The organism is Clostridium sp. DSM 17811 (genome assembly GCF_018861905.1).
Lineage (GTDB): Bacteria > Bacillota > Clostridia > Clostridiales > Clostridiaceae > Clostridium_AD > Clostridium_AD frigoriphilum.
In genome coordinates, this window is the sequence record NZ_JAHLDU010000021.1 from 43,108 (window position 1) to 64,917 (window position 21,810).

Annotated in this window: 22 protein-coding genes; 9 read left to right on the forward strand and 13 right to left on the reverse strand. The window is 30.0% G+C overall.

From position 1 onward, the window contains the following. The first annotated feature begins 1 nt into the window (after window position 1). Window positions 2–1,054 (forward strand): sporulation integral membrane protein YtvI, encoded by a 1,053-nt coding sequence (gene ytvI, locus KPL44_RS19500; RefSeq protein WP_216253438.1) that lies wholly within the window; start codon window positions 2–4, stop codon window positions 1,052–1,054. A 47-nt stretch (window positions 1,055–1,101) separates the two neighbouring features. Beyond that, window positions 1,102–1,704, forward strand: coding sequence for a spore protease YyaC (gene yyaC / locus KPL44_RS19505; RefSeq protein WP_216253505.1), 603 nt, complete (start codon window positions 1,102–1,104; stop codon window positions 1,702–1,704). A 50-nt stretch (window positions 1,705–1,754) separates the two neighbouring features. On the opposite strand, the gene KPL44_RS19510 is transcribed toward yyaC, so the two are convergent. The 13 genes from KPL44_RS19510 to rpmH all read right to left on the reverse strand — a co-directional run bounded on the left by KPL44_RS19510 (window position 1,755) and on the right by rpmH (window position 11,636). Continuing rightward, window positions 1,755–2,012 carry a YkuS family protein gene (locus KPL44_RS19510; RefSeq protein ID WP_216253439.1) on the reverse strand — a complete coding sequence of 86 codons (258 nt, stop codon included), beginning with the start codon at window positions 2,010–2,012 and terminating at the stop codon, window positions 1,755–1,757. Between the two features lie 80 nt (window positions 2,013–2,092). Beyond that, entirely contained in the window at window positions 2,093–2,596 is a 504-nt protein-coding gene (locus KPL44_RS19515) for a DUF4446 family protein (protein ID WP_216253440.1), read from the reverse strand. Window positions 2,597–2,635: 39 nt separating this feature from the next. Then, window positions 2,636–3,484, reverse strand: coding sequence for a ParB/RepB/Spo0J family partition protein (locus KPL44_RS19520; RefSeq protein ID WP_216253461.1), 849 nt, complete (start codon window positions 3,482–3,484; stop codon window positions 2,636–2,638). Between the two features lie 5 nt (window positions 3,485–3,489). Beyond that, window positions 3,490–4,257 carry a ParA family protein gene (locus KPL44_RS19525; protein ID WP_216253463.1) on the reverse strand — a complete coding sequence of 256 codons (768 nt, stop codon included), beginning with the start codon at window positions 4,255–4,257 and terminating at the stop codon, window positions 3,490–3,492. A gap of 189 nt (window positions 4,258–4,446) precedes the next feature. Continuing rightward, window positions 4,447–5,226 carry a nucleoid occlusion protein gene (noc, locus tag KPL44_RS19530; protein ID WP_216253473.1) on the reverse strand — a complete coding sequence of 260 codons (780 nt, stop codon included), beginning with the start codon at window positions 5,224–5,226 and terminating at the stop codon, window positions 4,447–4,449. A gap of 176 nt (window positions 5,227–5,402) precedes the next feature. Continuing rightward, entirely contained in the window at window positions 5,403–6,122 is a 720-nt protein-coding gene (gene rsmG, locus KPL44_RS19535; protein ID WP_216253476.1) for a 16S rRNA (guanine(527)-N(7))-methyltransferase RsmG, read from the reverse strand. A 19-nt stretch (window positions 6,123–6,141) separates the two neighbouring features. Beyond that, window positions 6,142–8,043, reverse strand: a complete 1,902-nt coding sequence (gene mnmG / locus KPL44_RS19540) for a tRNA uridine-5-carboxymethylaminomethyl(34) synthesis enzyme MnmG (protein WP_216253479.1) — start codon at window positions 8,041–8,043, stop codon at window positions 6,142–6,144. A gap of 8 nt (window positions 8,044–8,051) precedes the next feature. Next, the gene (gene mnmE / locus KPL44_RS19545; protein ID WP_216253481.1) at window positions 8,052–9,428 is read right to left on the reverse strand and encodes a tRNA uridine-5-carboxymethylaminomethyl(34) synthesis GTPase MnmE; all 1,377 of its coding nucleotides are present in this window, start codon (window positions 9,426–9,428) and stop codon (window positions 8,052–8,054) included. Between the two features lie 70 nt (window positions 9,429–9,498). Further along, window positions 9,499–10,125: an RNA-binding cell elongation regulator Jag/EloR gene (gene jag, locus KPL44_RS19550; protein WP_216253483.1), complete on the reverse strand. Its 627-nt coding sequence runs from the start codon at window positions 10,123–10,125 to the stop codon at window positions 9,499–9,501. Window positions 10,126–10,177: 52 nt separating this feature from the next. Beyond that, a complete protein-coding gene (gene yidC, locus KPL44_RS19555) occupies window positions 10,178–10,876 on the reverse strand; it encodes a membrane protein insertase YidC (protein ID WP_253201856.1) in 699 nt (232 codons plus the stop codon). A gap of 20 nt (window positions 10,877–10,896) precedes the next feature. After that, window positions 10,897–11,106 carry a membrane protein insertion efficiency factor YidD gene (gene yidD, locus KPL44_RS19560; RefSeq protein ID WP_071614798.1) on the reverse strand — a complete coding sequence of 70 codons (210 nt, stop codon included), beginning with the start codon at window positions 11,104–11,106 and terminating at the stop codon, window positions 10,897–10,899. Then, window positions 11,078–11,449, reverse strand: a complete 372-nt coding sequence (gene rnpA, locus KPL44_RS19565; protein ID WP_216108519.1) for a ribonuclease P protein component — start codon at window positions 11,447–11,449, stop codon at window positions 11,078–11,080. Before rnpA ends, yidD begins: the two co-directional genes overlap by 29 nt. A gap of 52 nt (window positions 11,450–11,501) precedes the next feature. Then, window positions 11,502–11,636: a 50S ribosomal protein L34 gene (rpmH, locus tag KPL44_RS19570; RefSeq protein WP_071614800.1), complete on the reverse strand. Its 135-nt coding sequence runs from the start codon at window positions 11,634–11,636 to the stop codon at window positions 11,502–11,504. A 540-nt stretch (window positions 11,637–12,176) separates the two neighbouring features. On the opposite strand from rpmH, the gene dnaA reads away from it, so the two are divergent. The 7 genes from dnaA to gyrA all read left to right on the forward strand — a co-directional run bounded on the left by dnaA (window position 12,177) and on the right by gyrA (window position 21,256). Continuing rightward, window positions 12,177–13,529 carry a chromosomal replication initiator protein DnaA gene (gene dnaA / locus KPL44_RS19575; RefSeq protein WP_216253490.1) on the forward strand — a complete coding sequence of 451 codons (1,353 nt, stop codon included), beginning with the start codon at window positions 12,177–12,179 and terminating at the stop codon, window positions 13,527–13,529. Window positions 13,530–13,799: 270 nt separating this feature from the next. Continuing rightward, window positions 13,800–14,909, forward strand: coding sequence for a DNA polymerase III subunit beta (gene dnaN / locus KPL44_RS19580; protein WP_216253493.1), 1,110 nt, complete (start codon window positions 13,800–13,802; stop codon window positions 14,907–14,909). A gap of 44 nt (window positions 14,910–14,953) precedes the next feature. Then, window positions 14,954–15,160, forward strand: a complete 207-nt coding sequence (locus KPL44_RS19585) for an RNA-binding S4 domain-containing protein (protein WP_071610914.1) — start codon at window positions 14,954–14,956, stop codon at window positions 15,158–15,160. Window positions 15,161–15,327: 167 nt separating this feature from the next. Further along, the gene (gene recF, locus KPL44_RS19590) at window positions 15,328–16,419 is read left to right on the forward strand and encodes a DNA replication/repair protein RecF (protein ID WP_216253496.1); all 1,092 of its coding nucleotides are present in this window, start codon (window positions 15,328–15,330) and stop codon (window positions 16,417–16,419) included. A 38-nt stretch (window positions 16,420–16,457) separates the two neighbouring features. Further along, window positions 16,458–16,721 (forward strand): extracellular matrix regulator RemB, encoded by a 264-nt coding sequence (gene remB, locus KPL44_RS19595; RefSeq protein WP_071610916.1) that lies wholly within the window; start codon window positions 16,458–16,460, stop codon window positions 16,719–16,721. A 20-nt stretch (window positions 16,722–16,741) separates the two neighbouring features. Further along, window positions 16,742–18,646 (forward strand): DNA topoisomerase (ATP-hydrolyzing) subunit B, encoded by a 1,905-nt coding sequence (gene gyrB, locus KPL44_RS19600; RefSeq protein ID WP_216253499.1) that lies wholly within the window; start codon window positions 16,742–16,744, stop codon window positions 18,644–18,646. A gap of 36 nt (window positions 18,647–18,682) precedes the next feature. Continuing rightward, window positions 18,683–21,256 (forward strand): DNA gyrase subunit A, encoded by a 2,574-nt coding sequence (gyrA, locus tag KPL44_RS19605; protein WP_216253502.1) that lies wholly within the window; start codon window positions 18,683–18,685, stop codon window positions 21,254–21,256. Window positions 21,257–21,810: the final 554 nt, after the last annotated feature.

Genomic DNA, 21,810 nt, shown 5'->3' on the forward strand with positions numbered 1-21,810 from the left:
CATGGAAAACATTCTAAAAAAAATAGATAAATTAACTATCTTCTTCGTCTTATACACATTTGTTTTTATAATTTTTTTTGGAACTATAGCCTATACGCTTCCTTTTGTATTCGCTTTTATTTTAGCCTCATTCCTTAAAAAACCAACAAGATATTTAATGATAAATTTCAAGATAAAAAATGCTACAGCTTCATTACTTACAACAAGCATATTCTTCACTTTTATTATTATATTATTTTCTTTAATTATCACCACTTTAACCTCAGAATCAATACAACTTGGAAAGAACATTCAATTATATATCACCTTAAACAAGGAAATTCTATTGAATTTTTTTAATAATTTACAAAATTATTATAAAAATTTAGATCCAAGTATAATTAGTAATATTGAATCCAATATTACTAATTATATAACTAAAACCATAAATATTAGTATGAACGCTTCCACAAAAATATTTTCACAAACTTTAGGTTTTGTATCTACCATCCCTTACGTTTTAATGGTTTTATTATTTACGCTACTTACTACATATTTTTTCACAAGGGATTTATCGTCTTTAAATAGAAAAACCTTTAATATAATTCCCCCTAAAAGTGAAGATAGAATCCATTATATATTTGATGAGTCAAAAAAAATGCTTAAAAACTATTTACTTTCTTACTTACTTATAATCACTATAACATTTTTAGAAACATTAGTTGTTTTCTTAGTTTTTAGGGTAAAATACGCTGTAACCTTAAGTATATTATGTGGCATATTTGATTTACTCCCTATTTTTGGTATAGGAGCTGTATATCTTCCAATAATAATAATATTTTTTATTTCTAAAAATGTTATTGCAGCTTTGGGCCTTCTAATATCTTATATAATTATAACTATAATAAGGCAGGTTATTGAACCTAAGATTGTGTCTCAATCACTAGGTCTTCACCCAGTCGCAGTGCTTGCTGCTATCTTTATAGGGCTTAAAGCAAATGGTATTGTCGGAATATTATTTTGTATGTTTTTATTAATTTCTTACAATATATTGAAAAAGGTTGATGTATTATAGAATATAAAACCTCCTATGTGGTTAAAATCCAAATAGGAGGTTTTATTATTATGGATAAAATTGTTTTAGATTCTATGTCAAGAGATTGTACTTTTAAATTAAGAGATATTATAAGTCAATATATTTTCCCTATAGTTAAGTCATCGCGTCCCATTGTTGTTTTATGTATTGGGACAGACAGATCTACAGGAGATAGTTTAGGACCACTTGTTGGAAATAAACTAAATTTTCTAATTAGGAACAAAATTCATATTTATGGTAATCTTGAATGCCCAGTTCATGCAAAAAATTTATGCGAAACAATTGATGAAATTAACTATACATATACCGACCCTTATATTATTGCGATTGATGCTTGCCTTGGAAGTTTACAAAATGTAGGTAAAATAGTAGTTGAAGAAAAACCCTTAAGCCCCGGTGCTGCTATGAACAAAGACCTACCTAAAGTTGGTAATCTAAGCATAACTGGAATTGTAAATATATCCGGCGCCTTTGAATTTATGGTTCTTCAAAACACAAGGCTATACACAGTAATGATACTTGCTGACGCCATTTCTAAAGGTCTGTATCATTCAGTGCTAAAAACTATTGGTGGGATAAAATTAAATTCAATCTATGATGATTCTAATATAAATAATGTTGAAGGATAATTCTTTATTAAATTAAAGACATCCACTTATAAAAAGCGGATGTCTTTAATTTAAAATATTGGACTATATACTCTAGTCGTTAATATATACTCGATTTCATCTATTGATTTACTTCCACTATCGACAATTAAAGTTCCATCTCTATTTGTACTGCTTTGCATCATTAAGTTTTTAAGACCGCCCTCTTTAAGTTTACATATTATTGCATCACAGTGGGTATTATTATCTGTGTTGTTTATCACTGTGTAACCCCTTTGCGTTAATTCATCTTGTAAATATTCAAGATCATGTGAAACACATATTACCATAAAAAACCTCTTTTGTTTTTAGTATGCCACAAAAGAGAATTTTTATTACTAATATTTTAATATATTTTTAAATACTTCTGCTATTTTCTTGCTTTTACAGCTTGCTCTAATGCTTCACTTTCTTCATCTGATAATTCATACCTAGATATTCCCTTGTCTACTGGTTTAGCATAAGTAGTACTTTCATCTCGTCCATAAATGCTTGTTAATATAAACCCATTACTATTTCCATCAAGCAATGCTATAGAAAAACTTAAATCACTACCCATATCATCAAATGCCTTATATCTTATGATTGAAGTTTTTTGTATACAAGTTTTTAACTCTCCATCTATTCGCTCATACAATTGTTTTACATTTCTATTTTGATCTTTAACTTCATCTACTTTATCTAAATATGATATAACCATTTCTTCTAAATTTTTATTATCTACACCTCTCATTAACTTCCTGTATTTACTTTCTAATTTATTTAAAGCTCTATATGTTATTGCAACTAATATAATTAGTATAAGTACAAAAATAATAAGACCTATTACTATATATAATTCAGAATTTTTTATAAAATTAATTATGTTCTCCATTATAAGCTACTTCCTCTCAAATATGTTTCACGTGAAACATTATATATTAAAAACTTCTAATATTCTTTCAAAATCTTCCTCTGAATAATACTCTATTTCTATTTTACCCTTGTTTTTATTTTTGGCATTAATAATAACTTTTGTACCAAAACGACCCTCTAATTTACTCATTATATCTTTATAATATATACTATTATCAATATTAACCACTTTTTCACTCTTTTTATTTTCAAAATTTTTTACTAATTTTTCGGTTTCGCGTACATTAAGAGTATCATCTATAACCATCTGAGAAATTTGATATTGAAGTTCTTTATCATTTATTCCAAGTATTGCCCTCCCATGCCCCTCTGAGATTACTCCATCCATTATATAATCTTGAACTCTTTCATCTAAGTTTAATAACCTCATAGTATTTGATATAGCTGTTCTTGACTTAGATACCTTCTTACTAATTTCTTCTTGAGTAAGGTTAAAATCTAACAATAATTTCTTATACGCAATAGCTTCTTCTATAGGATTTAAATCCTCTCTTTGAATATTCTCTATTAATGATATCTCTAACACTTCTTTATCAGTTATATTCATAATAATTGCTGGTATTTCCACGAGACCAATACTTTTAGCCGCTCTAAATCTTCTCTCACCTGCTACAACAATATATATATTGTCTTCCTTATTTAATATAATAGGTTGAATCACACCATGTTCTTTTATTGATTGAGCCAATTCAAATATTTTTTCAGAATCAAAGTTTTTTCTTGGTTGATCCTTATTAGCCTTAATTAAATTCATTGGTATTTTAAAAATAGTAGAACTATCTTCAATAATTTCTTCTTCTGGTATTAAAGCCCCTAGTCCTTTGCCTAGACCAAATTTCTTATTCAATATTGTCATCTCCCTTGTCTATCTAAAAACTCACTCGCTAAGTCTTCGTAAGCGCGTGCTCCTTTGCACTTATCATCATAAAGCATGATTGGTAATCCAAAACTCGGGGATTCAGCCAATCTTATATTTCTCGGTATTGTTGTTTTATAAACTTTATCATTAAAATATTTATTCACTTCTGCCACTACCTCATTACATAATTTCGTTCTATTATCATACATACTTAAAATTATACCCTCAATTTCCAACTTTTTATTTAAAGATTTTTTAACTAGTTGAATGGTATTTACTAATTGTCCAACACCTTCTAAAGCATAAAATTCACATTGGATAGGTGTAAGAACACTAGTCGCTGCTGTAAGAGCATTTATCGTTAAAATTCCGAGTGATGGAGGACAATCTATAAAAATGTAATCAAACTTACCTTGGATTTCTTTAAGCTTTTCTTTTAATATATTTTCACGATTATTTATATTTATAAGTTCTACTTCTGCACCCACAAGTTCCATTGTTGAGGGCACTATGTATAAATTATTTACTAGCTCACATTCTTTTATAGTATCATTAATAGAAATATCTGAAGTTAACAAGTCATAAGTTGATAAACTAATTTTTTTCTTATCAATTCCGAGTCCACTTGTAGTATTCCCCTGGGGATCAATATCTATTGTTAAAATCTTTTTCCCTTGCATCGCTAAGTAAGAACATAAATTTATATTTGTAGTAGTTTTACCTACCCCTCCCTTTTGGTTGAAAATGCATATTGTTTTCATGACTACACCTACCCTTCATAATATTATTTATACGTGTATAAGCTTATATTGGTAAATATATAGACTTATATATTCTACTATATAGTTCATTATATATTTATGTTAAATATTTTAATAGTACTTTTTTAAATTTTCCAAAAAAATATAAAAAAGCAGAATGTTTCACGTGAAACATTCTGCTTTTTAAAATCATTTTTTAGGTATTCTAATTGTTACTTCTATACTATCCTCTAATTCCTTAGACTTATATTCCGCATTTATGCCATATTTATCAAAGACTTGTTTAATAGTATTTATGTAAACTCTAGGCGCGAAAATTCCTTTTATCTTTTTATTTCCGCCAGCCGCCACTTCACTTCTACATAATTTCAATAATTCTTTTTCAATAAGTTCTTCTGTATTTTTGACATTTAGTGATTTGCTAACTACTAATTTCAGTACTTTCTTTTGAAGATTTATATTAGGCAATCGAAGCAATGCTCTAGCATGTCTCTCCGTAAGCTTATTCTCCACTAAAATGTTAGTTATTTCCTTATCCAATTTAAGTAGTCTTAATTTATTTGCAATTGTTGATTGTTTCTTACCTATCATTTGTGCTAACCGCTCTTGTGTATATGAATGATCTTGTATAAGATTATAATAAGCCATAGCCTCTTCTAAAAAATTTAAATCCTCTCTTTGTAAATTTTCTAGTAGTGCAATTGCTGCAGATTCTTTATCCGTTATATCTACAATAATTACTGGAACTTGTTCAAGTCCTATTTTTTTTGCTGCTCTTAGTCTTCTTTCCCCAGCAACTAATTCATACCTGTTTTCCCCGCTTTTTCTAACTGTTAATGGTTGAATTATTCCATAAGATTTTATTGACTGAGATAGTTCCTCAATAGTTTCTTCATTAAAGTGCTTTCTAGGTTGATAAGTATTTGGAGAAATTAATTCTATAGATACGTGATTTACACTATTTTGCATAATATACCATCCCTCAATTTTTCCTTTTTCGTTTTTTTACCTTATATTAACAATTCTCTTTTATTGTGTTATTTCCTTCTTTTTTTTTATTCTTTCGTACGACAAATTATAACATTAATCATCACTTTCAGTGCTGCAATCATCACTTTCAGTGCTGCAATCATACCAAGCCATAGCTAAAACAAAGGGACCTTAGCCACTATACCTGCTTTTCTAGGATACTTTTTATGTGTTTGTGAAATCTTTTTTATTATTACTAAATTGTGATTTAAATCACTGCCCTCTATTTGTACCTTTTCTATATGTTCTATTTGTCCACCGAGCAACCTTATTGCATTCTTTGACAACTTAATTTCCTCTTCAACTGCAGGACCTTTCATTGCAACAAAATACCCTCCGACCTTTACATACGGTATACAATATTCACTTAAAACAGTTAAATTAGCAACAGCTCTTGATACTGCCACATCAAATTTTTCTCTATATTGTTTTTCCTTTGCAAAATCTTCTGCCCTACCATGAATAGCTTTAATATTTTTTAAATTGAGTCTATTAATTACTTCATTCAAGAAAATAATTCTCTTGTTAAGTGAATCAAGTAACACTATATTAACCTCAGGTTTTATTATTTTCATAGGAATGCCTGGAAAACCTCCACCAGTGCCTATATCTATAACATTTTTTGCATTCTTTAGCTGATCAAACTTAAAAACCTTCATAGAATCAATAAAATGTTTTTGAACTATAGCTTCATCTTCTTTTATAGCAGTCAAATTTATTTTCTCATTCCATTCCTTTATAAGATCTTTATATAACATAAATTGATCATATTTCTTTTGATCAAATTTAAGTCCTACATTATTGCTAGCCTCATTTAATATATCAAAGTACTCCACACTTCACCCCCATATAATTTTATAATTTATTTTCACTTTCCGAATTTCTAAGTCTTTTTTGTTGCTCAAGATATATCATTAGGACAGACATATCCGCAGGTGATACTCCTGATATTCTAGAAGCTTGACCTATACTTTCAGGTTTGATTTTTCCTAATTTTTGCATAGCCTCTATCCTCAAACCTTTTATTTTGTCATAATTTATGTCTCTAGATATACTTTTACTTTCAAATTTTTTAAATTGTTTGATTTGATCTAATTGTTTCTGGATATACCCTTCATATTTTGAAACAATATTAACTTGCTCGCATATGTATTTATTTAATATAGGTCTATCCATATCTAGTTTTTCAACCATAAAATAATCAAGTTCTGGCCTTTTTATAAGTTCATATAAACTAATAGGTTTTTTTAGTGGCGTAGAATTACAAGAAATTAAAAATTCCTCGATCTCCTTTTTATTTGTAACTTGCAAACTTTTTATTCTTTCAATTTCTTTTTCTATTTGCATTTTCTTTTTTGTAAAAATTTCATATCTATGTTCATCAACTAATCCTATACTATGCCCTATCTCCGTTAACCTTAAGTCAGCATTATCTTGTCTTAAAAGTAATCTATACTCAGCTCTTGAGGTCATCATTCTATATGGTTCATTCGTACCCTTCGTAACTAAATCATCAATTAGAACGCCTATATATCCATCAGATCTTTTTAATACTAATGGCTCCTTATTTTGAGTAAGAAGCGATGCGTTAATACCAGCAATTATACCTTGTGATGCAGCTTCTTCATATCCTGAGCTACCATTTATTTGACCAGCTGAGAATAACCCACTAATATCCTTAAATTCTAATGAAAGCTTTAAATTCGTTGAATCTATACAATCATATTCTATGGCATACGCTGTTCTCATAATTTCTACATTTTCAAGTCCTGGTACTGTTTTTAACATTTCCACCTGTATTTCCTCTGGGAGTGAACTAGACATACCTTGAACATACATCTCCTGAGTATTCTCCCCTTCAGGCTCAATAAATATTTGATGTCTTGTCTTATCTTTAAATCTCATTACTTTATCTTCAATAGATGGGCAATATCTAGGCCCTGTACTCTTAATTGAACCATTATATAATGGCGATCTCATTATGTTTTCTCTAATTACATTATGAGTATTTTCGTTTGTATAAGTTAAATAACATGATAGCTGATTTCGACTTATATCATCACTAATAAACGAAAATGGAACTACCTCATTATCGCCAAGTTGCTCCTCCATCCTAGAAAAGTCAACTGAACGTCTATTTACTCTAGCTGGTGTTCCTGTTTTAAATCTTCGAAGTGTTATTCCCATTTCACATAATGAATTGGAAAGCTCATTCGCAGGTTGTAATCCACTAGGCCCCTCCCTATAGCTAAGATCTCCAATTATGACCTTTGATTTTAAATATGTTCCAGATGCTATTACAATAGCCTTAGTCGTGAAATATGCATCATTTTTCGTAAGAATGCCTTTGATTTTTCCATTCTCCACATCTATTGATACTACTTCTAATTGCCTTAATTGCAGATTTTCCTGATTTTCTAATACTTTTTTCATTCTCATGCCGTATGCCTTTTTATCTGCTTGAGCTCTTAATGAGAAAACAGCTGGTCCTTTAGAAGTGTTTAGCATTCTTGATTGTATGTAAGTATTATCAATGTTTACTCCCATCTCACCACCAAGTGCATCTATTTCCCTTACTAAATGTCCCTTAGCAGTCCCCCCAATATTAGGGTTACAAGGCATTAGAGCCACACTATCTAAATTTATAGCACAAATTAAAGTTGTACATCCCATTCTTGCTGCTGCAAGGCCTGCCTCACAACCTGCATGACCGGCCCCAATAACTATAACATCAAAATTTCCTGCATCATACTTCATATTTACCCCTACTTTCCTAAACAAAATTCTGAAAATATCTTATGAATTATATCCTCATCTAGTGCCTCACCTGTAATCTCACCTAGATTCATCCATGCATTCCGTATATCAATTGAAGCTAAATCTATAGCTGCAGTATACTCTAAAGCATTTAGTGATGCTTCTAAATTTTCCTTTGCCCGGATTAAAGATTGCTTATGTCTATTATTTGTAACGAATACACCTTCCGTTTTAATTTCACCATTAAAAAATAAATCCTTTATGTTATTTTTAAGGTCCTCTAATCCAAAACCAGTTTTTATTGAAATATCAGTAATATACTTAGATTTTAGATTTCGTAATTCACTTATATCTATTTTACCACCTAAATCGCTTTTATTTAATAGCACAATATATTTTTTTTCTTTAATGTAATCAATTATTTCCATATCCTCATGACTAAGGTCCATACTTGAATCCAACATTAATATAACTAAATCTGCCTCATCTATTTTTTGTTTTGATGTTTCTACGCCTATTTTTTCAACTATATCATCAGTTTCACGAATTCCAGCAGTATCTACTATTTTAACTGGTATGCCCTCGATACTTATATACTCTTCTATGGCATCTCTTGTTGTACCTGGTACCTCTGTAACAATAGCTCTTTTTTCTTTAACAAGAGCATTGAGCAGTGATGATTTCCCTACATTTGGTTTTCCAACTATAACGGTACTTAGACCTTCTCTTAAAATTTTTCCCTCATCTGCCGTGCTAAGTAGCATATCTATCTCATTTATTATCAATGTAACTTCATTGCGTACTTCATTTGCAGTTACATCTTCAATATCCTCTTCTGGGTAATCAACTGTAACCTCTATATGCGCTATTACACTAAGCAATTTGTTTCTTACGTTTTTTATTTCCCTGGAAATTGACCCTTCTGATTGCATAAGTGCTGACTTCATGCTAAGTTCTGTTTTTGCCCTTATTATATCCATAACTGCTTCTGCTTGACTTAAGTCAATTCTACCATTTAAAAATGCTCTTTTTGTAAATTCTCCTGGTTCTGCTATTCTTGCACCAGAACGAATAATCTCTTGCAGTATTCTATTAGTCCCCACTACCCCACCATGACAATTTACTTCAATAGTATCCTCTGCTGTGAAACTTTTAGGGCCTTTCATATACGAAATAATAACTTCATCAAGTCTAACTCCATTTTTATCTATTATATGTCCATATCTCATAGTATAAGATTTGAAATCACTAAGCTTTCTATTATTATTACCTACAAATATACTATCCACTATATTTATGGCTTTATCACCGGATATTCTAATTATGGATATACCACCTTCTCCTATGCTAGTTGATATTGCAGCTATAGTATCAAATTCTTTCATTAAATATATCCTCCCAATTTTATAAGTATTTATTATATTGTTTAGTTTTACAAATTTAAAAAGAAAGCCCTTAGGCTTTCTTTAAATCAACTACAACTCTTCTATAAGGTTCTTCACCTTCACTAAATGTATAAATATATGTATCATTTTGAAGTGAAGAGTGTATTATTCTTCTCTCATAAGGGTTCATAGGTTCAAGTTTTAATACTCTGCCACTTACCCTAACCTTATAAGCAATTTTTGATGCAAGCCTTTTTAAAGTTTCTTCTCTTTTTGCTCTATAATTTTCAGTATCTAATAATACTCTTTTATACTCTTGATCATGATTTTTATTTACAACTAAACTCACAAGGTATTGAAGGGCATCTAAAGTTTCACCTCTATATCCAATTAATAGTCCCATATTAGGTCCAATTAAATCAATATGAATTTCATTGTTTTCATCTTTAAGATTAACTTCTGCTTTCATATTCATAGACTGTAGTACTTCCATTAAAAAAGTTTCAGCTTCTTTTAAACTATCCCTTTTAACGGTAACCCTAATTTTAGCTGGTTTTACACCTATGATATTTAAAAATCCTTTACTTCCTTCATCTAACGTTTCAACTTCAACTTTATCTCTTGTGACTTTTAATTCGTCTAGTGCTTTACTAGTAGCATCCTCAACGTTTTTTCCAATCATTTCAATAATCTTCATATCGTATTACACCCGCCTTTCTTAATGTAAAAATTAGGCACTTGTGTTAAACTTATTTTCTATTTTTATTATCTGCTATTAATACTTCATCCGCTTTTTTATTTAATTCAATTTTATTTATAACTACAGTTTGAATTATTTGTATTACATTATTTATAACCCAATATAATACCAATGTACCTGGAAACTTAAGACTCATGAATCCCATGAAAATAGCCATCACAGTGTTCATTGTTGAAGTTTGTTTGGATTGAGCACCATCTGTTGACGGCGGCTGCATAAGTTTTGATGAAAAATATGTTGTAACAGTAGATAATATTGGTAATATATATAATGGATCTGATTTTGTTAAATCCTGCATCCATAAAAAACCGGCTCCATGCATATTTAAGTGTTGAAAAACAGCATATAAAGAAAATAGAATAGGCATCTGAACAATCATTGGCAAACAACCACCCATTGGGTTTACTCCGTTTTCCTTATAAAGTTTCATTACTTCTTGCTGAGCCTTTTGTGGGTCGCTTTTATATTTTGCTTGAACTTTTTTCATTTCTGGTTGAATTGCACCCATTTTAGCGGTTGATCTAAGTTGTTTAACACTTAAAGGCAACAATATTAATCTTACAATAATTGTGAAAACAATTATTGCGAGTCCATATGATAAATCATTATTTGGTATAATTGTATGAATTGCACCATTTACCATGTAAAAAAACTTAGTAAGTGGCTCAGTTAAAAACTTTATATTCAAATTTAAAAACCTCCTGGCGCTTATTTAACTGGATCAAAGCCGCCCTTATTATAAGGATGACATCTTAGTATTCTCTTTATTCCCATTATCAAGCCTTTTATTGCTCCATACTTTTCAATAGCTTCTAAAGTATACTGAGAACATGTAGGATAAAATATACAACAAGGCCTCTTAAGAGGTGATATATATTTTCTATAACATTTAATACCCAGTATAAGTATTTTTTTCATTATTAATTAAACCAGCTTTCTTAAGTAGTTTAGTCAAAGCACTCTCTATTTCTTTATAATTTTTAGAATTAGAAGGGTTCCTTGCAATAAACACTAAATCATATCCTGTCTTTAATATCTCATTATTAAGCCTATAGCTCTCACTTATTAATCTTTTTACTCTACCGCGAATTACGCTGTTTCCTACCTTTTTACTTACAGATATTCCACATCTATTAAGTTCTTTACCATTTTTATAAATATATAATACCAATAATAGGTTAGAAAAGGATTTCCCTCTTCTATATACTGTTCTAAATTCAGTATTCTTTCTAATTCTGTACTTCTTAACATTAATCTTCATATTAGCCGCCCTCTTTTCCGCAAATTGCAGAAAAAGGCCACATTAGCGGCCCTTATGCTGTCAATCTTTTTCTACCTTTTTGTCTTCTTTTTTGAAGAATATTTCTGCCAGAAGCGGTTTTCATTCTCTTTCTGAATCCGTGCTCTTTTTTTCTTTGTCTTTTTTTCGGTTGGTAAGTCATGAACATATCTGCTACACCCCCTTATTTAACCATACAGCATAGCAATCATCTTTCAATCGCATATTTATGGTTTTACTATTAGATTATATAGTCACATACGCGTCTTGTCAAGATAAGCATTTTTATTAATATTGTTAACATTTTTTATATTTATATGTTTTTTTGTGGATAACTTCTTGAACACCTTGTTATTTTTTGATATTATATAAGAATGAACTGTGCATAACCTGTTTTTTATTAAAGTTATTCACAACTTGTGGACAAAACTGTGAATAACTACTACAATATTGTCTTAAACTTCTTTTTTCTAATATACTTTTTACTATATTAGCGTATTTATTCTTTATTTTATCTGTTAATAACTTTTTTTATATATTGTTAACAATTTATGATTAGCTAAACATATGAACATAGTTATTAACATGTGTATATTTTTAACGCTATTTATCAACAGCTTTCAGTATATTAAATTATTGTTTATAACTCTGTTTATATATTGTTTGTTTTTACATAAAAATTTTTTTTATTTGAACTGGAGGGTAGAAAATGAGCACCCAAATTAAAGATATCTGGGAAAAAACCTTAAGTATAATAAAAGGTGAGCTTACAGAAGTTAGTTTTAATACTTGGATTAAAAGTATAGAACCTATGGCCTTAGATAATAATACATTTAAATTAGGTGTTCCTAATAATTTTACTAAAGATATTCTTGAAAATAGATATAAGGATTTAATAATGAATGCTGTTAAATTACTTACTTCTAAAACATATAAAATAGAATTCTTTATATTATCTGAAGAAGTCGCCGAAATTGAAACACCAAAATCAAAACGAGAATCTCAGAGACATAATCTCATCGTAAGTGATGAAATGTCTGCAACACTAAACCCCAAATATACCTTTGATTCTTTTGTCATTGGTAATAGTAATCGGTTCGCTCATGCTGCATCTCTTGCTGTAGCTGAATCACCCGCTAAAGCCTATAACCCATTATTTATTTATGGTGGTGTTGGACTTGGAAAAACGCATTTAATGCATGCTATTGGTCATTATATATTAGCAAATAATCCAAAATCTAAGGTTGTTTATGTTTCTTCTGAAAAATTTACGAACGAACTTATAAATTCTATTAAAGATGACAAAAATGTAGAATTTCGAAACAAATATAGGAATGTAGACGTACTTTTGATTGATGATATTCAATTTATCGCAGGTAAAGAACGTACACAAGAAGAGTTCTTTCATACATTCAACGATCTCCATGAAGCAAATAAACAAATTATTTTATCTAGTGATAGACCTCCAAAAGAGATTCCTACTCTAGAAGATAGATTAAGATCAAGATTTGAATGGGGACTTATAGCAGATATACAACCGCCAGATTTTGAAACTAGAATTGCAATACTTAAGAAAAAAGCAGATGTAGAAAACTTAGACATACCAAATGAGGTACTGGTTTATATTGCAACCAAAATAAAGTCCAATATACGAGAATTAGAAGGTGCACTTATTCGAATAGTAGCATTCTCATCACTAACTAATAAAGAGATTGGAATAGATTTGGCGTCAGAAGCTCTTAAGGATATTATTTCTAGCAGAAATTCAAAACAAGTAACTATTGAACTGATACAAGATATCGTCTCTAGTTATTTTAATCTAAAAATTGAGGATTTTAAATCTTCAAGACGAACTAGAAACATAACATTTCCAAGGCAAATTGCAATGTATCTATGTAGAAAACTTACAGATATGTCCTTACCTAAAATAGGCGAAGAATTTGGAGGTCGTGATCATACAACGGTAATCCATGCATGTGAGAAAATATCAAATGGTCTTAAGGTTGATGAGAATCTACAAGATAATATAGCAGAATTAACTAAAAAGATAAGTCAAAAATAATATAATGACGTTACTAACAACTGTTAATACTATTTATATATAATCCTGTGCATAAAATAATACATAAAACCTGGCTGTTGATATTGTGGATAACTGTGATTTTTTTTTGCATACTTATCCACAATTAGTTTTAGCAAGTTTTGTTGCGTAGTAAAGCCTGCAATAGGTTTTTAACATATCAACAGCCCCTACTACTATTACTACTATAAATAATTATTATCTTACCTATCTTTAATCAATTTCCCATGTGGATAAGGAGGTCCTTTTTTTATGAAGTTTATATGTGAAAAATCAATGTTACAAGAAGCAATTTCCAACGTTCAAAAAGCAATTACTGGAAAATCAACAATGCCTGTATTACAAGGAATATTATTAGATGCTAGAAACGGTGAACTAACACTCATAGGCTCTGATATTGATTTGAGTATTGAGGCTAAAATTACTGCAGATGTTATGGAGGATGGTAGTGTTGTTTTAGATTCTAAACTTTTTGGTGAAATTATAAGAAAGTTACCTAATAGTGCAGTGGAAATAAGTTCTGATGAAAACAATTCTATTAAAATAGTTTGTCAAAAATCTTATGCAACTATAATACATATGGATAGTGAAGATTATCCTAGTTTGCCTGATATAATCGAAAACATGGTTTTTTCTATATCTCAAAAATTGTTGAAAAATATGATGAAGGGAACTATCTTTGCAGTTGCTCAAGATGAAACTAGACCCATTCTTACAGGCGTTTTGTTTGAAATAAAAAATAAAAAGCTGAATTTAGTAGCATTGGATGGCTATAGAGTTGCCTTTAGAAGTGAGCCAGTGGATAATGATTCTAGTATAAATGCTGTAATTCCAGGTAAAACATTAAGTGAAGTATCAAAAATATTAGAAGAAACAGATGAAGTAGTAAATATAACATTCACACCAAATCATATTTTGTTTAATCTTGGTAAAACTAAGGTTATATCTAGGTTACTAGAAGGTGAATTTATAAAGTATAGCTCAATAATACCAGAAGAATATAATCTAAAAATCACAGCTAAAAGGTCTGAATTACTAAATTGTATAGAAAGAGCTTCTTTAATGGCAAAAGAGGGAAATACAAATTTAGTTAAATTTAACATAGAAGAAGATAACATGATAATTACATCCAATTCTCAATTGGGAAAAGCAAGAGAGGAAATAAATATAATTTTGCAAGGTGAGCCTCTTCAAATTGCATTTAACTCAAAATACCTAATTGAACTGCTTAAAATAATGGATGAGGAAGAAATTGTTATGGAATTCTCTAGTGGAGTTAATCCTTGCGTTGTAAGAAATAAAGAAAAGGATAATTGCACATACATGGTACTACCAGTAAGAATAAGAGCAACAAACAACTAAAAAGTATATATATAAAAATAATTTAATAAAAAGGCGGTTTTAAAATGAATGAAATACAAGTAGATACAGGTATAATAAAATTAGATGCTTTTCTAAAATGGGCTGGAATAGCATCGCAAGGATCTGAAGCAAAATTTTATATAAAAAATGAAGAAGTTAAGCTTAATGGTGTTGTAGAAACTCAAAGGGGTAAAAAATTAGTTAAAGGTGATATAATTGAATTCAACAATGAGTCTTACAAAATAATTTAAAGAAATTTCATAAGAAAAGTTTTTACTTATAAAAAAGTGCACCGAAAAATTATAAAATAATATTCGGTGCACAATTTATGCCTAAAATAAAAAAAACATAAGAATTTATTTATACATATAAAATAATAAAATTATATATATATGTTATAATCTTAATAGGTGATTATATGCATGTAAAATATTTACAACTCAAGGATTTTAGAAATTATACTGAATTAGTTATAGAATTAAATAAAGGCACTAATGTATTTGTAGGAGATAATGCTCAAGGGAAAACAAACATTTTAGAGGCAATTTATTATTGTAGTTTAGCTAAATCTCACAGAACTAATAGAGATAAGGAATTAATAAACTGGAATGGTACGGAAGCGTATATAAAACTTTATGTATGTAAAACAAGACTTGATAAAAAAATAGAAATAAAAATTTTTAAAGAAGGTAAAAAAGGCGTTAATATAAATTCTATAAAAGTTCAAAAATTATCTGAGCTCGTAGGTAGTTTTAATGTGATTATGTTTTCTCCTGAAGATTTAAATATAGTTAAGGAATCACCATCACACAGACGCAAATTTTTAGATATTGAACTGTGTAAGCTAAGCCGTAGGTATTATTACAATTTATCTCAATATAAAAAAATTTTGAATGAGAGAAATTTAGCTGTAAAAAAATGGAATACAAATATTGATATTATAGATGTATATGATAGGCAACTTAGTGAATTTGGTGCAGTAATAATAAAAGATAGAATGGCTTATATAGAAAAATTGAATATATTATCAAAAACAATACATAGCAATATAACATCTAAAAGTGAGGTAATTGAAATTAAATATTTAACCCAAATCAAGGAGTTAGATAATATACAAGAGAGCTTTTATTTGCTTTTATGTAAGAATAGAAGGAGAGATATAGAGACTAGAACTACATCAGTAGGACCACATAGAGATGATTTTTCTATACAGCTAAATGGTATTGATGCTAGAATATTTGGATCTCAAGGCCAACAAAGAACTTCGGTTTTAACCATTAAGTTTGGAGCTCTTGAAATAATAAAAGAACTTACTGGAGAATACCCAGTATTGTTACTTGATGACGTTTTGTCTGAATTAGATACAAAAAGGCAAGAATATATATTAAATTCTATAAAAGAAGTTCAAACGTTAATTACATGCACTGGAGTTAATAATATAAGAAAATATTTAAATCCTGAAAGTAAGATATTTGAAGTTATGTCAGGTGGAGTAAAAGAAATTACATAGATTCAAATAAAACAATTAATTATGGAGGAGGATATGTTATGTTTTTACATTTAGGAGAAAATGTAGTAGTGCCTATAAAAGATATTATAGGGATATTTGATATGGAAACTACTATGTATAGCTCAGACACTATCCAATTTTTAAGAATGGCTGAAGAAGATGGTTTTGTAGAGAGGATAACAAAAAATACTGCAAAATCTTTTGTAATTGCTGAGGTGGATAAAAAAAGTAAAATATATCTATCACCAATATCATCTCAAACTTTATGTAAGAGAACAGAAACTGTATATTATGAGCTTTAGAGTAATTTAGGAGGATATACATGGAAATAAATAATGTTTATGACGAGAGTCAAATACAAGTACTTGAAGGATTGGAAGCTGTAAGGAAAAGACCTGGTATGTATATAGGAAGCACTAGTATCCGTGGGCTTCATCACCTTGTTTATGAAATTGTAGATAATAGTATAGATGAGGCATTAGCAGGATTTTGTAAAAATATTAATGTAATAATACACCAAGATAATTCTATAACTGTTATAGATGATGGTCGTGGAATGCCAGTAGGAATACATCATAAAATGAAAATTCCTACTGTAGAAGTTATAATGACGGTGCTTCATGCAGGTGGAAAGTTTGGCGGTGGAGCATATAAAGTATCAGGTGGTCTTCATGGTGTTGGATCATCTGTAGTTAATGCATTGTCTGTTGTTTGTGAAGTAGAAGTTAGAAAAGATGGACACATATGGAAACAAACGTTTGCTAAAGGAAAGACTACAAGCACACTTGTAGATATAGGAACAACTACTGAACATGGAACAAAGGTCTTTTTTACTCCAGATCCAGAAATCTTTGAAGAAATTGATTTTGATTTCGAAACACTATCACAAAGATTAAGGGAATTAGCTTTTTTAAATAAAGGATTAAGAATAACCCTAACAGATGAGCGAGATGGTAAGAATCACGAATTTTTGTATGAGGGTGGAATAAAATCCTTTGTAGATTATTTAAATAGAAATAAAGGAACAATTCATGAGACCATATACATGGAAGGAAGCAAAGATGATTATGTTGTTGAAATAGCACTTCAGTATAACGATACATACACAGAAAACATATTTTCTTTTGCTAATAATATAGATACCGTAGAAGGTGGAACGCACCTAGTTGGATTCAAGACGGCGTTAACAAGAGTAGTAAATGATTATGCTAAAAAGTTTGGATTTTTGAAAGATAATGATAAGAATTTATCAGGAGAAGATGTTCGTGAAGGTCTTACAGCGGTTATATCTATAAAGCTTACAGATCCTCAATTTGAAGGTCAAACAAAAACTAAACTTGGAAATAGTGAAGTAAGGGGTATAGTTGATAGTATAGTTGGCGAGGCAATCAGTAATGTTCTAGAAGAAGATCCTCAACTTGGTAAAAGTATAATAGATAAAGGATTAAATGCAGCAAGGGCAAGAGAAGCTGCGAAAAAAGCAAGAGAATTTACAAGACGTAAATCAATCTTAGAAAGTACTACGCTTCCAGGGAAATTATCAGACTGTGCCTCAAAAGATCCTATGGAATGTGAAATATATTTGGTCGAGGGTGATTCAGCTGGTGGTTCAGCGAAACAAGGTCGCGATAGAAAATTCCAAGCAATACTTCCTCTAAAGGGAAAAATAATGAATGTTGAAAAACAAAGAATTGATAAAATGCTTGCTTCACTTGAAATTAGAGCTATGATAACTGCTTTTGGTGCTGGTATAGGTAAAGATTTTGATGTAACGAAAATAAGATATGATCGTATTATTATTATGACAGATGCAGATGTAGATGGAGCACATATTAGGACCTTATTACTAACATTCTTCTATAGATACATGAAAGAATTAGTAGAGGGCGGACACGTATATGTAGCTCAGCCTCCATTATTTAAGGTTACTAAAGGTAAGAAAGAGCATTATGTATATACCGAAAAAGAGCTTGAATTGACACTTGTAGAATTTGGTGGAAAAGATAGTAATACTGATATACAAAGATACAAAGGTCTTGGGGAAATGAATCCAGAACAGCTTTGGGATACAACAATGAACCCTGAGGAAAGAACTCTGCTTCAAGTACATGTTGAGGATGCAATGGCGGCAGATGAAATATTCACTATTCTCATGGGAGATAAAGTAGAGCCACGTCGTGAGTTTATACAAGAAAATGCTAAAGGTGTGCTTAACTTAGATATATAGTGTGGCATTAAAATATTTTGTTTAAAGAGGTGTAACATGATTAATAATCAGGGAAAAATTAAACCTATTGATATAAGATATGAAATGAAAAAATCTTATATAGATTACGCTATGAGTGTTATTGTAAGTCGTGCTCTTCCAGATGTACGTGATGGACTTAAACCTGTTCATAGAAGAATATTATTTTCTATGCATGAACTAGGATTAACACCAGAGAAGGGATTTAGAAAGTGTGCAAGGATTGTAGGAGATGTTTTAGGTAAGTACCATCCACATGGTGATACTGCGGTATATGGTGCGCTCGTTAGAATGGCTCAAGACTTTTCACAAAGATGTACTTTGGTTGAGGGTCATGGTAATTTTGGTTCTGTAGATGGTGATGGCGCAGCTGCTATGAGATATACAGAAGCTAAAATGAGCAAAATTACAACTCAGATGCTTCGCGATATTAATAAAGATACAGTAGATTTTGTTCCTAACTTTGATGGAGAAGAAAAAGAACCATCAGTACTTCCTTCAAGATTTCCGAATCTTTTAGTTAATGGATCAACAGGAATTGCAGTAGGAATGGCAACCAATATACCTCCACATAATTTAATAGAAGTTATAGATGGAGTACTTATGGTTATTGAAGATTCAGAAGTTACTATAAGCGATTTAATGACAAAAATAAAAGGACCAGATTTTCCTACAGGTGGAATAATACTCGGACGAGCAGGAATAAAAAGTGCTTATGAAACAGGAAGAGGAAGGATACTTGTAAGGGCTAAAACAGACATTGAAGAAAATAAAGGTAGAAATACTATAATAGTAACAGAGTTACCTTACCAAGTTAATAAAGCAAAACTTATAGAAGGTATTGCAGATTTAGTAAAAGATAAAAAAATAGATGGAATATCAGATTTAAGAGATGAATCAGATAGAGAAGGTATGCGAATTGTTATAGAACTAAAAAGAGATGCAAATCCTAATATAGTATTAAATAGGTTATTTAAACATACCAGGATGCAAGATACTTTTGGAGTTATAATGATAGCTCTTGTAAATAATGAACCACTAACTTTAAATCTAAAACAAATTTTAGTTTACTATTTAGAACATCAAAAGGACGTAATAAGAAGAAGAACTCAATTTGATCTTGATAAAGCACTAGCAAGAGCCCACATTTTAGAAGGTTTAAAAATTGCGCTAGACCATATTGACGAAGTAATTCGTTTAATAAGAGCATCAAAGACCATTAGTGAGGCTAAAGAAAGTTTAATGAGTTCGTTTGATTTATCTGAAAAACAAGCTACGGCTATTGTTGAAATGAGACTTGGAAGACTCACAGGCCTTGAAAGAGGTAAAATTGAAGATGAGTACAACGAATTAATGAAAACAGTAAATTACTTAAAAGGAATATTAGCAGATGAATTAGTATTATTAAACATAATTAGGGATGAATTAATAGAAGTTAGAAATAAATACGGTGATACTAGAAGATCATCAATAGAAAAAAATCCATATAGCTTAGATGAGGAAGATTTAATACAAGAGCAAGATATTGTAATAACTTTAACTCATGCAGGATATATAAAGAGACTTCCAGCGGATACTTATAGCTCTCAAAAAAGAGGGGGTAGAGGGATACAGGGTGTTACTACAAAAGAAGATGATTTCGTAGAACATATCTTTATAACTACCACTCATAACAATATTTTATTCTTCACAAATAAAGGGAAATCATTTAAGTTAAAAGCTTATGAGATTCCAGAAGGTGGAAGAACAGCCAAAGGAACAAATCTAATAAACATTATACCACTCGCAAGTGACGAAAAGATTCAAGCGGTTATATGTCTTAAAGAGTTTGCGCAGGATAATTATCTTGTAATGGGAACAAAAAATGGCTTAATTAAGAAAACATCATTAGATAAATATTCAGCTATTAGGAAAAATGGTTTAAATGCAATAAACTTAAGAGAAGATGATGAACTAATTGGAGCTGCAATAACTAATGGAGATAGCGAAATGCTGTTTGTTACTAGAAATGGTTACTCTATAAGGTTTAGTGAAAAAGATGTAAGAGGTATGGGTAGAACTGCAACTGGGGTTAAGTCATTAACCTTAAGAGAAGAAGATATCGTAGTTTCTATGAATATAGTTACACCTGAAGAAGAACTTTTAGTTATAAGTGAAAATGGATTTGGTAAGAGAACCTTAGTTTCTGAATACTCACTTCAGCATAGAGGTGGTAAGGGAGTAATAACTTATAAGGTATCTGCCAAAACAGGAAAACTCGTTGGGGCTAGAATAGTAAAAGATGGCGACGAAATGATACTTATAAACAGTAATGGTATTGTTATAAGATTAAATGTAGCTGGGATATCAACCACGAGTAGGAATACTATGGGAGTTACTTTAATGAAGAACGGAGAGGGAGATAACATTGTAGCTATTGCTAAAATTAATAGCAGTGATGTAATTGATACAGATGAGGAATCTTCTGATGGAGAAACTAATTCTGAAGTTGTACAAGAAAACTCTGCACAGGATGGCATTAAGGAAGCTTCTGTTAATGAAAATCAGGATATAGATGTAGTAGATAATACGACTGATAAAACAGAAGAATAAAGTTTTAAAGTACTTATTTGAATATATTTCAAGTAAGTACTTTTTTTTCTTTGTAAATAACTAACCTAGTGTATCTCAATGCTTAATTTGGAGAAAAACAGAGATATACAAAGAAAAAATAGTATAATCTGTGGGGAAGTAGAATTTTTGTAAACACAGTATCAAATAAATTTGATACAATACATCTTGTCGTTACGAATTAGTAGTAACAACGGTCTGAACTTAAAGGATACATAGTTTTCTTAATTTAAAATAACATTTTGGAAAACAGAAAATATATGTTGACAATTAGAGCAATAACAGATAGAATAGTAGAAGTCGTCACATGATGACAAAACAAATTGGTCTTTGAAAATTAAACAGAGAAATAGGTAAAGAAATGAAATAATATTTTATTTTAACCAGTCAATTACTTTAGTAAAAGTAATATTTTAGTCGTAAGGCTAAAAAGTATGTAATGAGCTTGCTAACCAACTTAACAGTTGGCGCAGATTAATTATTTCAACTAAAAAAGTGTAAACTTTTAAATTGAGAGTTTGATCCTGGCTCAGGAC

What these genes read in the sequence shown, in the direction of transcription:
- ytvI (WP_216253438.1), top strand. Translation starts at nt 2, where the DNA reads ATGGAAAACATTCTAAAAAAAATAGATAAATTAACTATCTTCTTCGTC.
- KPL44_RS19510 (WP_216253439.1), bottom strand. Translation starts at nt 2,012, where the DNA reads ATGGTAATATGTGTTTCACATGATCTTGAATATTTACAAGATGAATTA.
- KPL44_RS19515 (WP_216253440.1), bottom strand. Translation starts at nt 2,596, where the DNA reads ATGGAGAACATAATTAATTTTATAAAAAATTCTGAATTATATATAGTA.
- KPL44_RS19525 (WP_216253463.1), bottom strand. Translation starts at nt 4,257, where the DNA reads ATGAAAACAATATGCATTTTCAACCAAAAGGGAGGGGTAGGTAAAACT.
- noc (WP_216253473.1), bottom strand. Translation starts at nt 5,226, where the DNA reads ATGCAAAATAGTGTAAATCACGTATCTATAGAATTAATTTCTCCAAAT.
- mnmG (WP_216253479.1), bottom strand. Translation starts at nt 8,043, where the DNA reads ATGAAGTATGATGCAGGAAATTTTGATGTTATAGTTATTGGGGCCGGT.
- mnmE (WP_216253481.1), bottom strand. Translation starts at nt 9,428, where the DNA reads ATGAAAGAATTTGATACTATAGCTGCAATATCAACTAGCATAGGAGAA.
- jag (WP_216253483.1), bottom strand. Translation starts at nt 10,125, where the DNA reads ATGAAGATTATTGAAATGATTGGAAAAAACGTTGAGGATGCTACTAGT.
- yidD (WP_071614798.1), bottom strand. Translation starts at nt 11,106, where the DNA reads ATGAAAAAAATACTTATACTGGGTATTAAATGTTATAGAAAATATATA.
- rnpA (WP_216108519.1), bottom strand. Translation starts at nt 11,449, where the DNA reads ATGAAGATTAATGTTAAGAAGTACAGAATTAGAAAGAATACTGAATTT.
- rpmH (WP_071614800.1), bottom strand. Translation starts at nt 11,636, where the DNA reads ATGTTCATGACTTACCAACCGAAAAAAAGACAAAGAAAAAAAGAGCAC.
- dnaA (WP_216253490.1), top strand. Translation starts at nt 12,177, where the DNA reads ATGAGCACCCAAATTAAAGATATCTGGGAAAAAACCTTAAGTATAATA.
- dnaN (WP_216253493.1), top strand. Translation starts at nt 13,800, where the DNA reads ATGAAGTTTATATGTGAAAAATCAATGTTACAAGAAGCAATTTCCAAC.
- KPL44_RS19585 (WP_071610914.1), top strand. Translation starts at nt 14,954, where the DNA reads ATGAATGAAATACAAGTAGATACAGGTATAATAAAATTAGATGCTTTT.
- recF (WP_216253496.1), top strand. Translation starts at nt 15,328, where the DNA reads ATGCATGTAAAATATTTACAACTCAAGGATTTTAGAAATTATACTGAA.
- remB (WP_071610916.1), top strand. Translation starts at nt 16,458, where the DNA reads ATGTTTTTACATTTAGGAGAAAATGTAGTAGTGCCTATAAAAGATATT.
- gyrB (WP_216253499.1), top strand. Translation starts at nt 16,742, where the DNA reads ATGGAAATAAATAATGTTTATGACGAGAGTCAAATACAAGTACTTGAA.
- gyrA (WP_216253502.1), top strand. Translation starts at nt 18,683, where the DNA reads ATGATTAATAATCAGGGAAAAATTAAACCTATTGATATAAGATATGAA.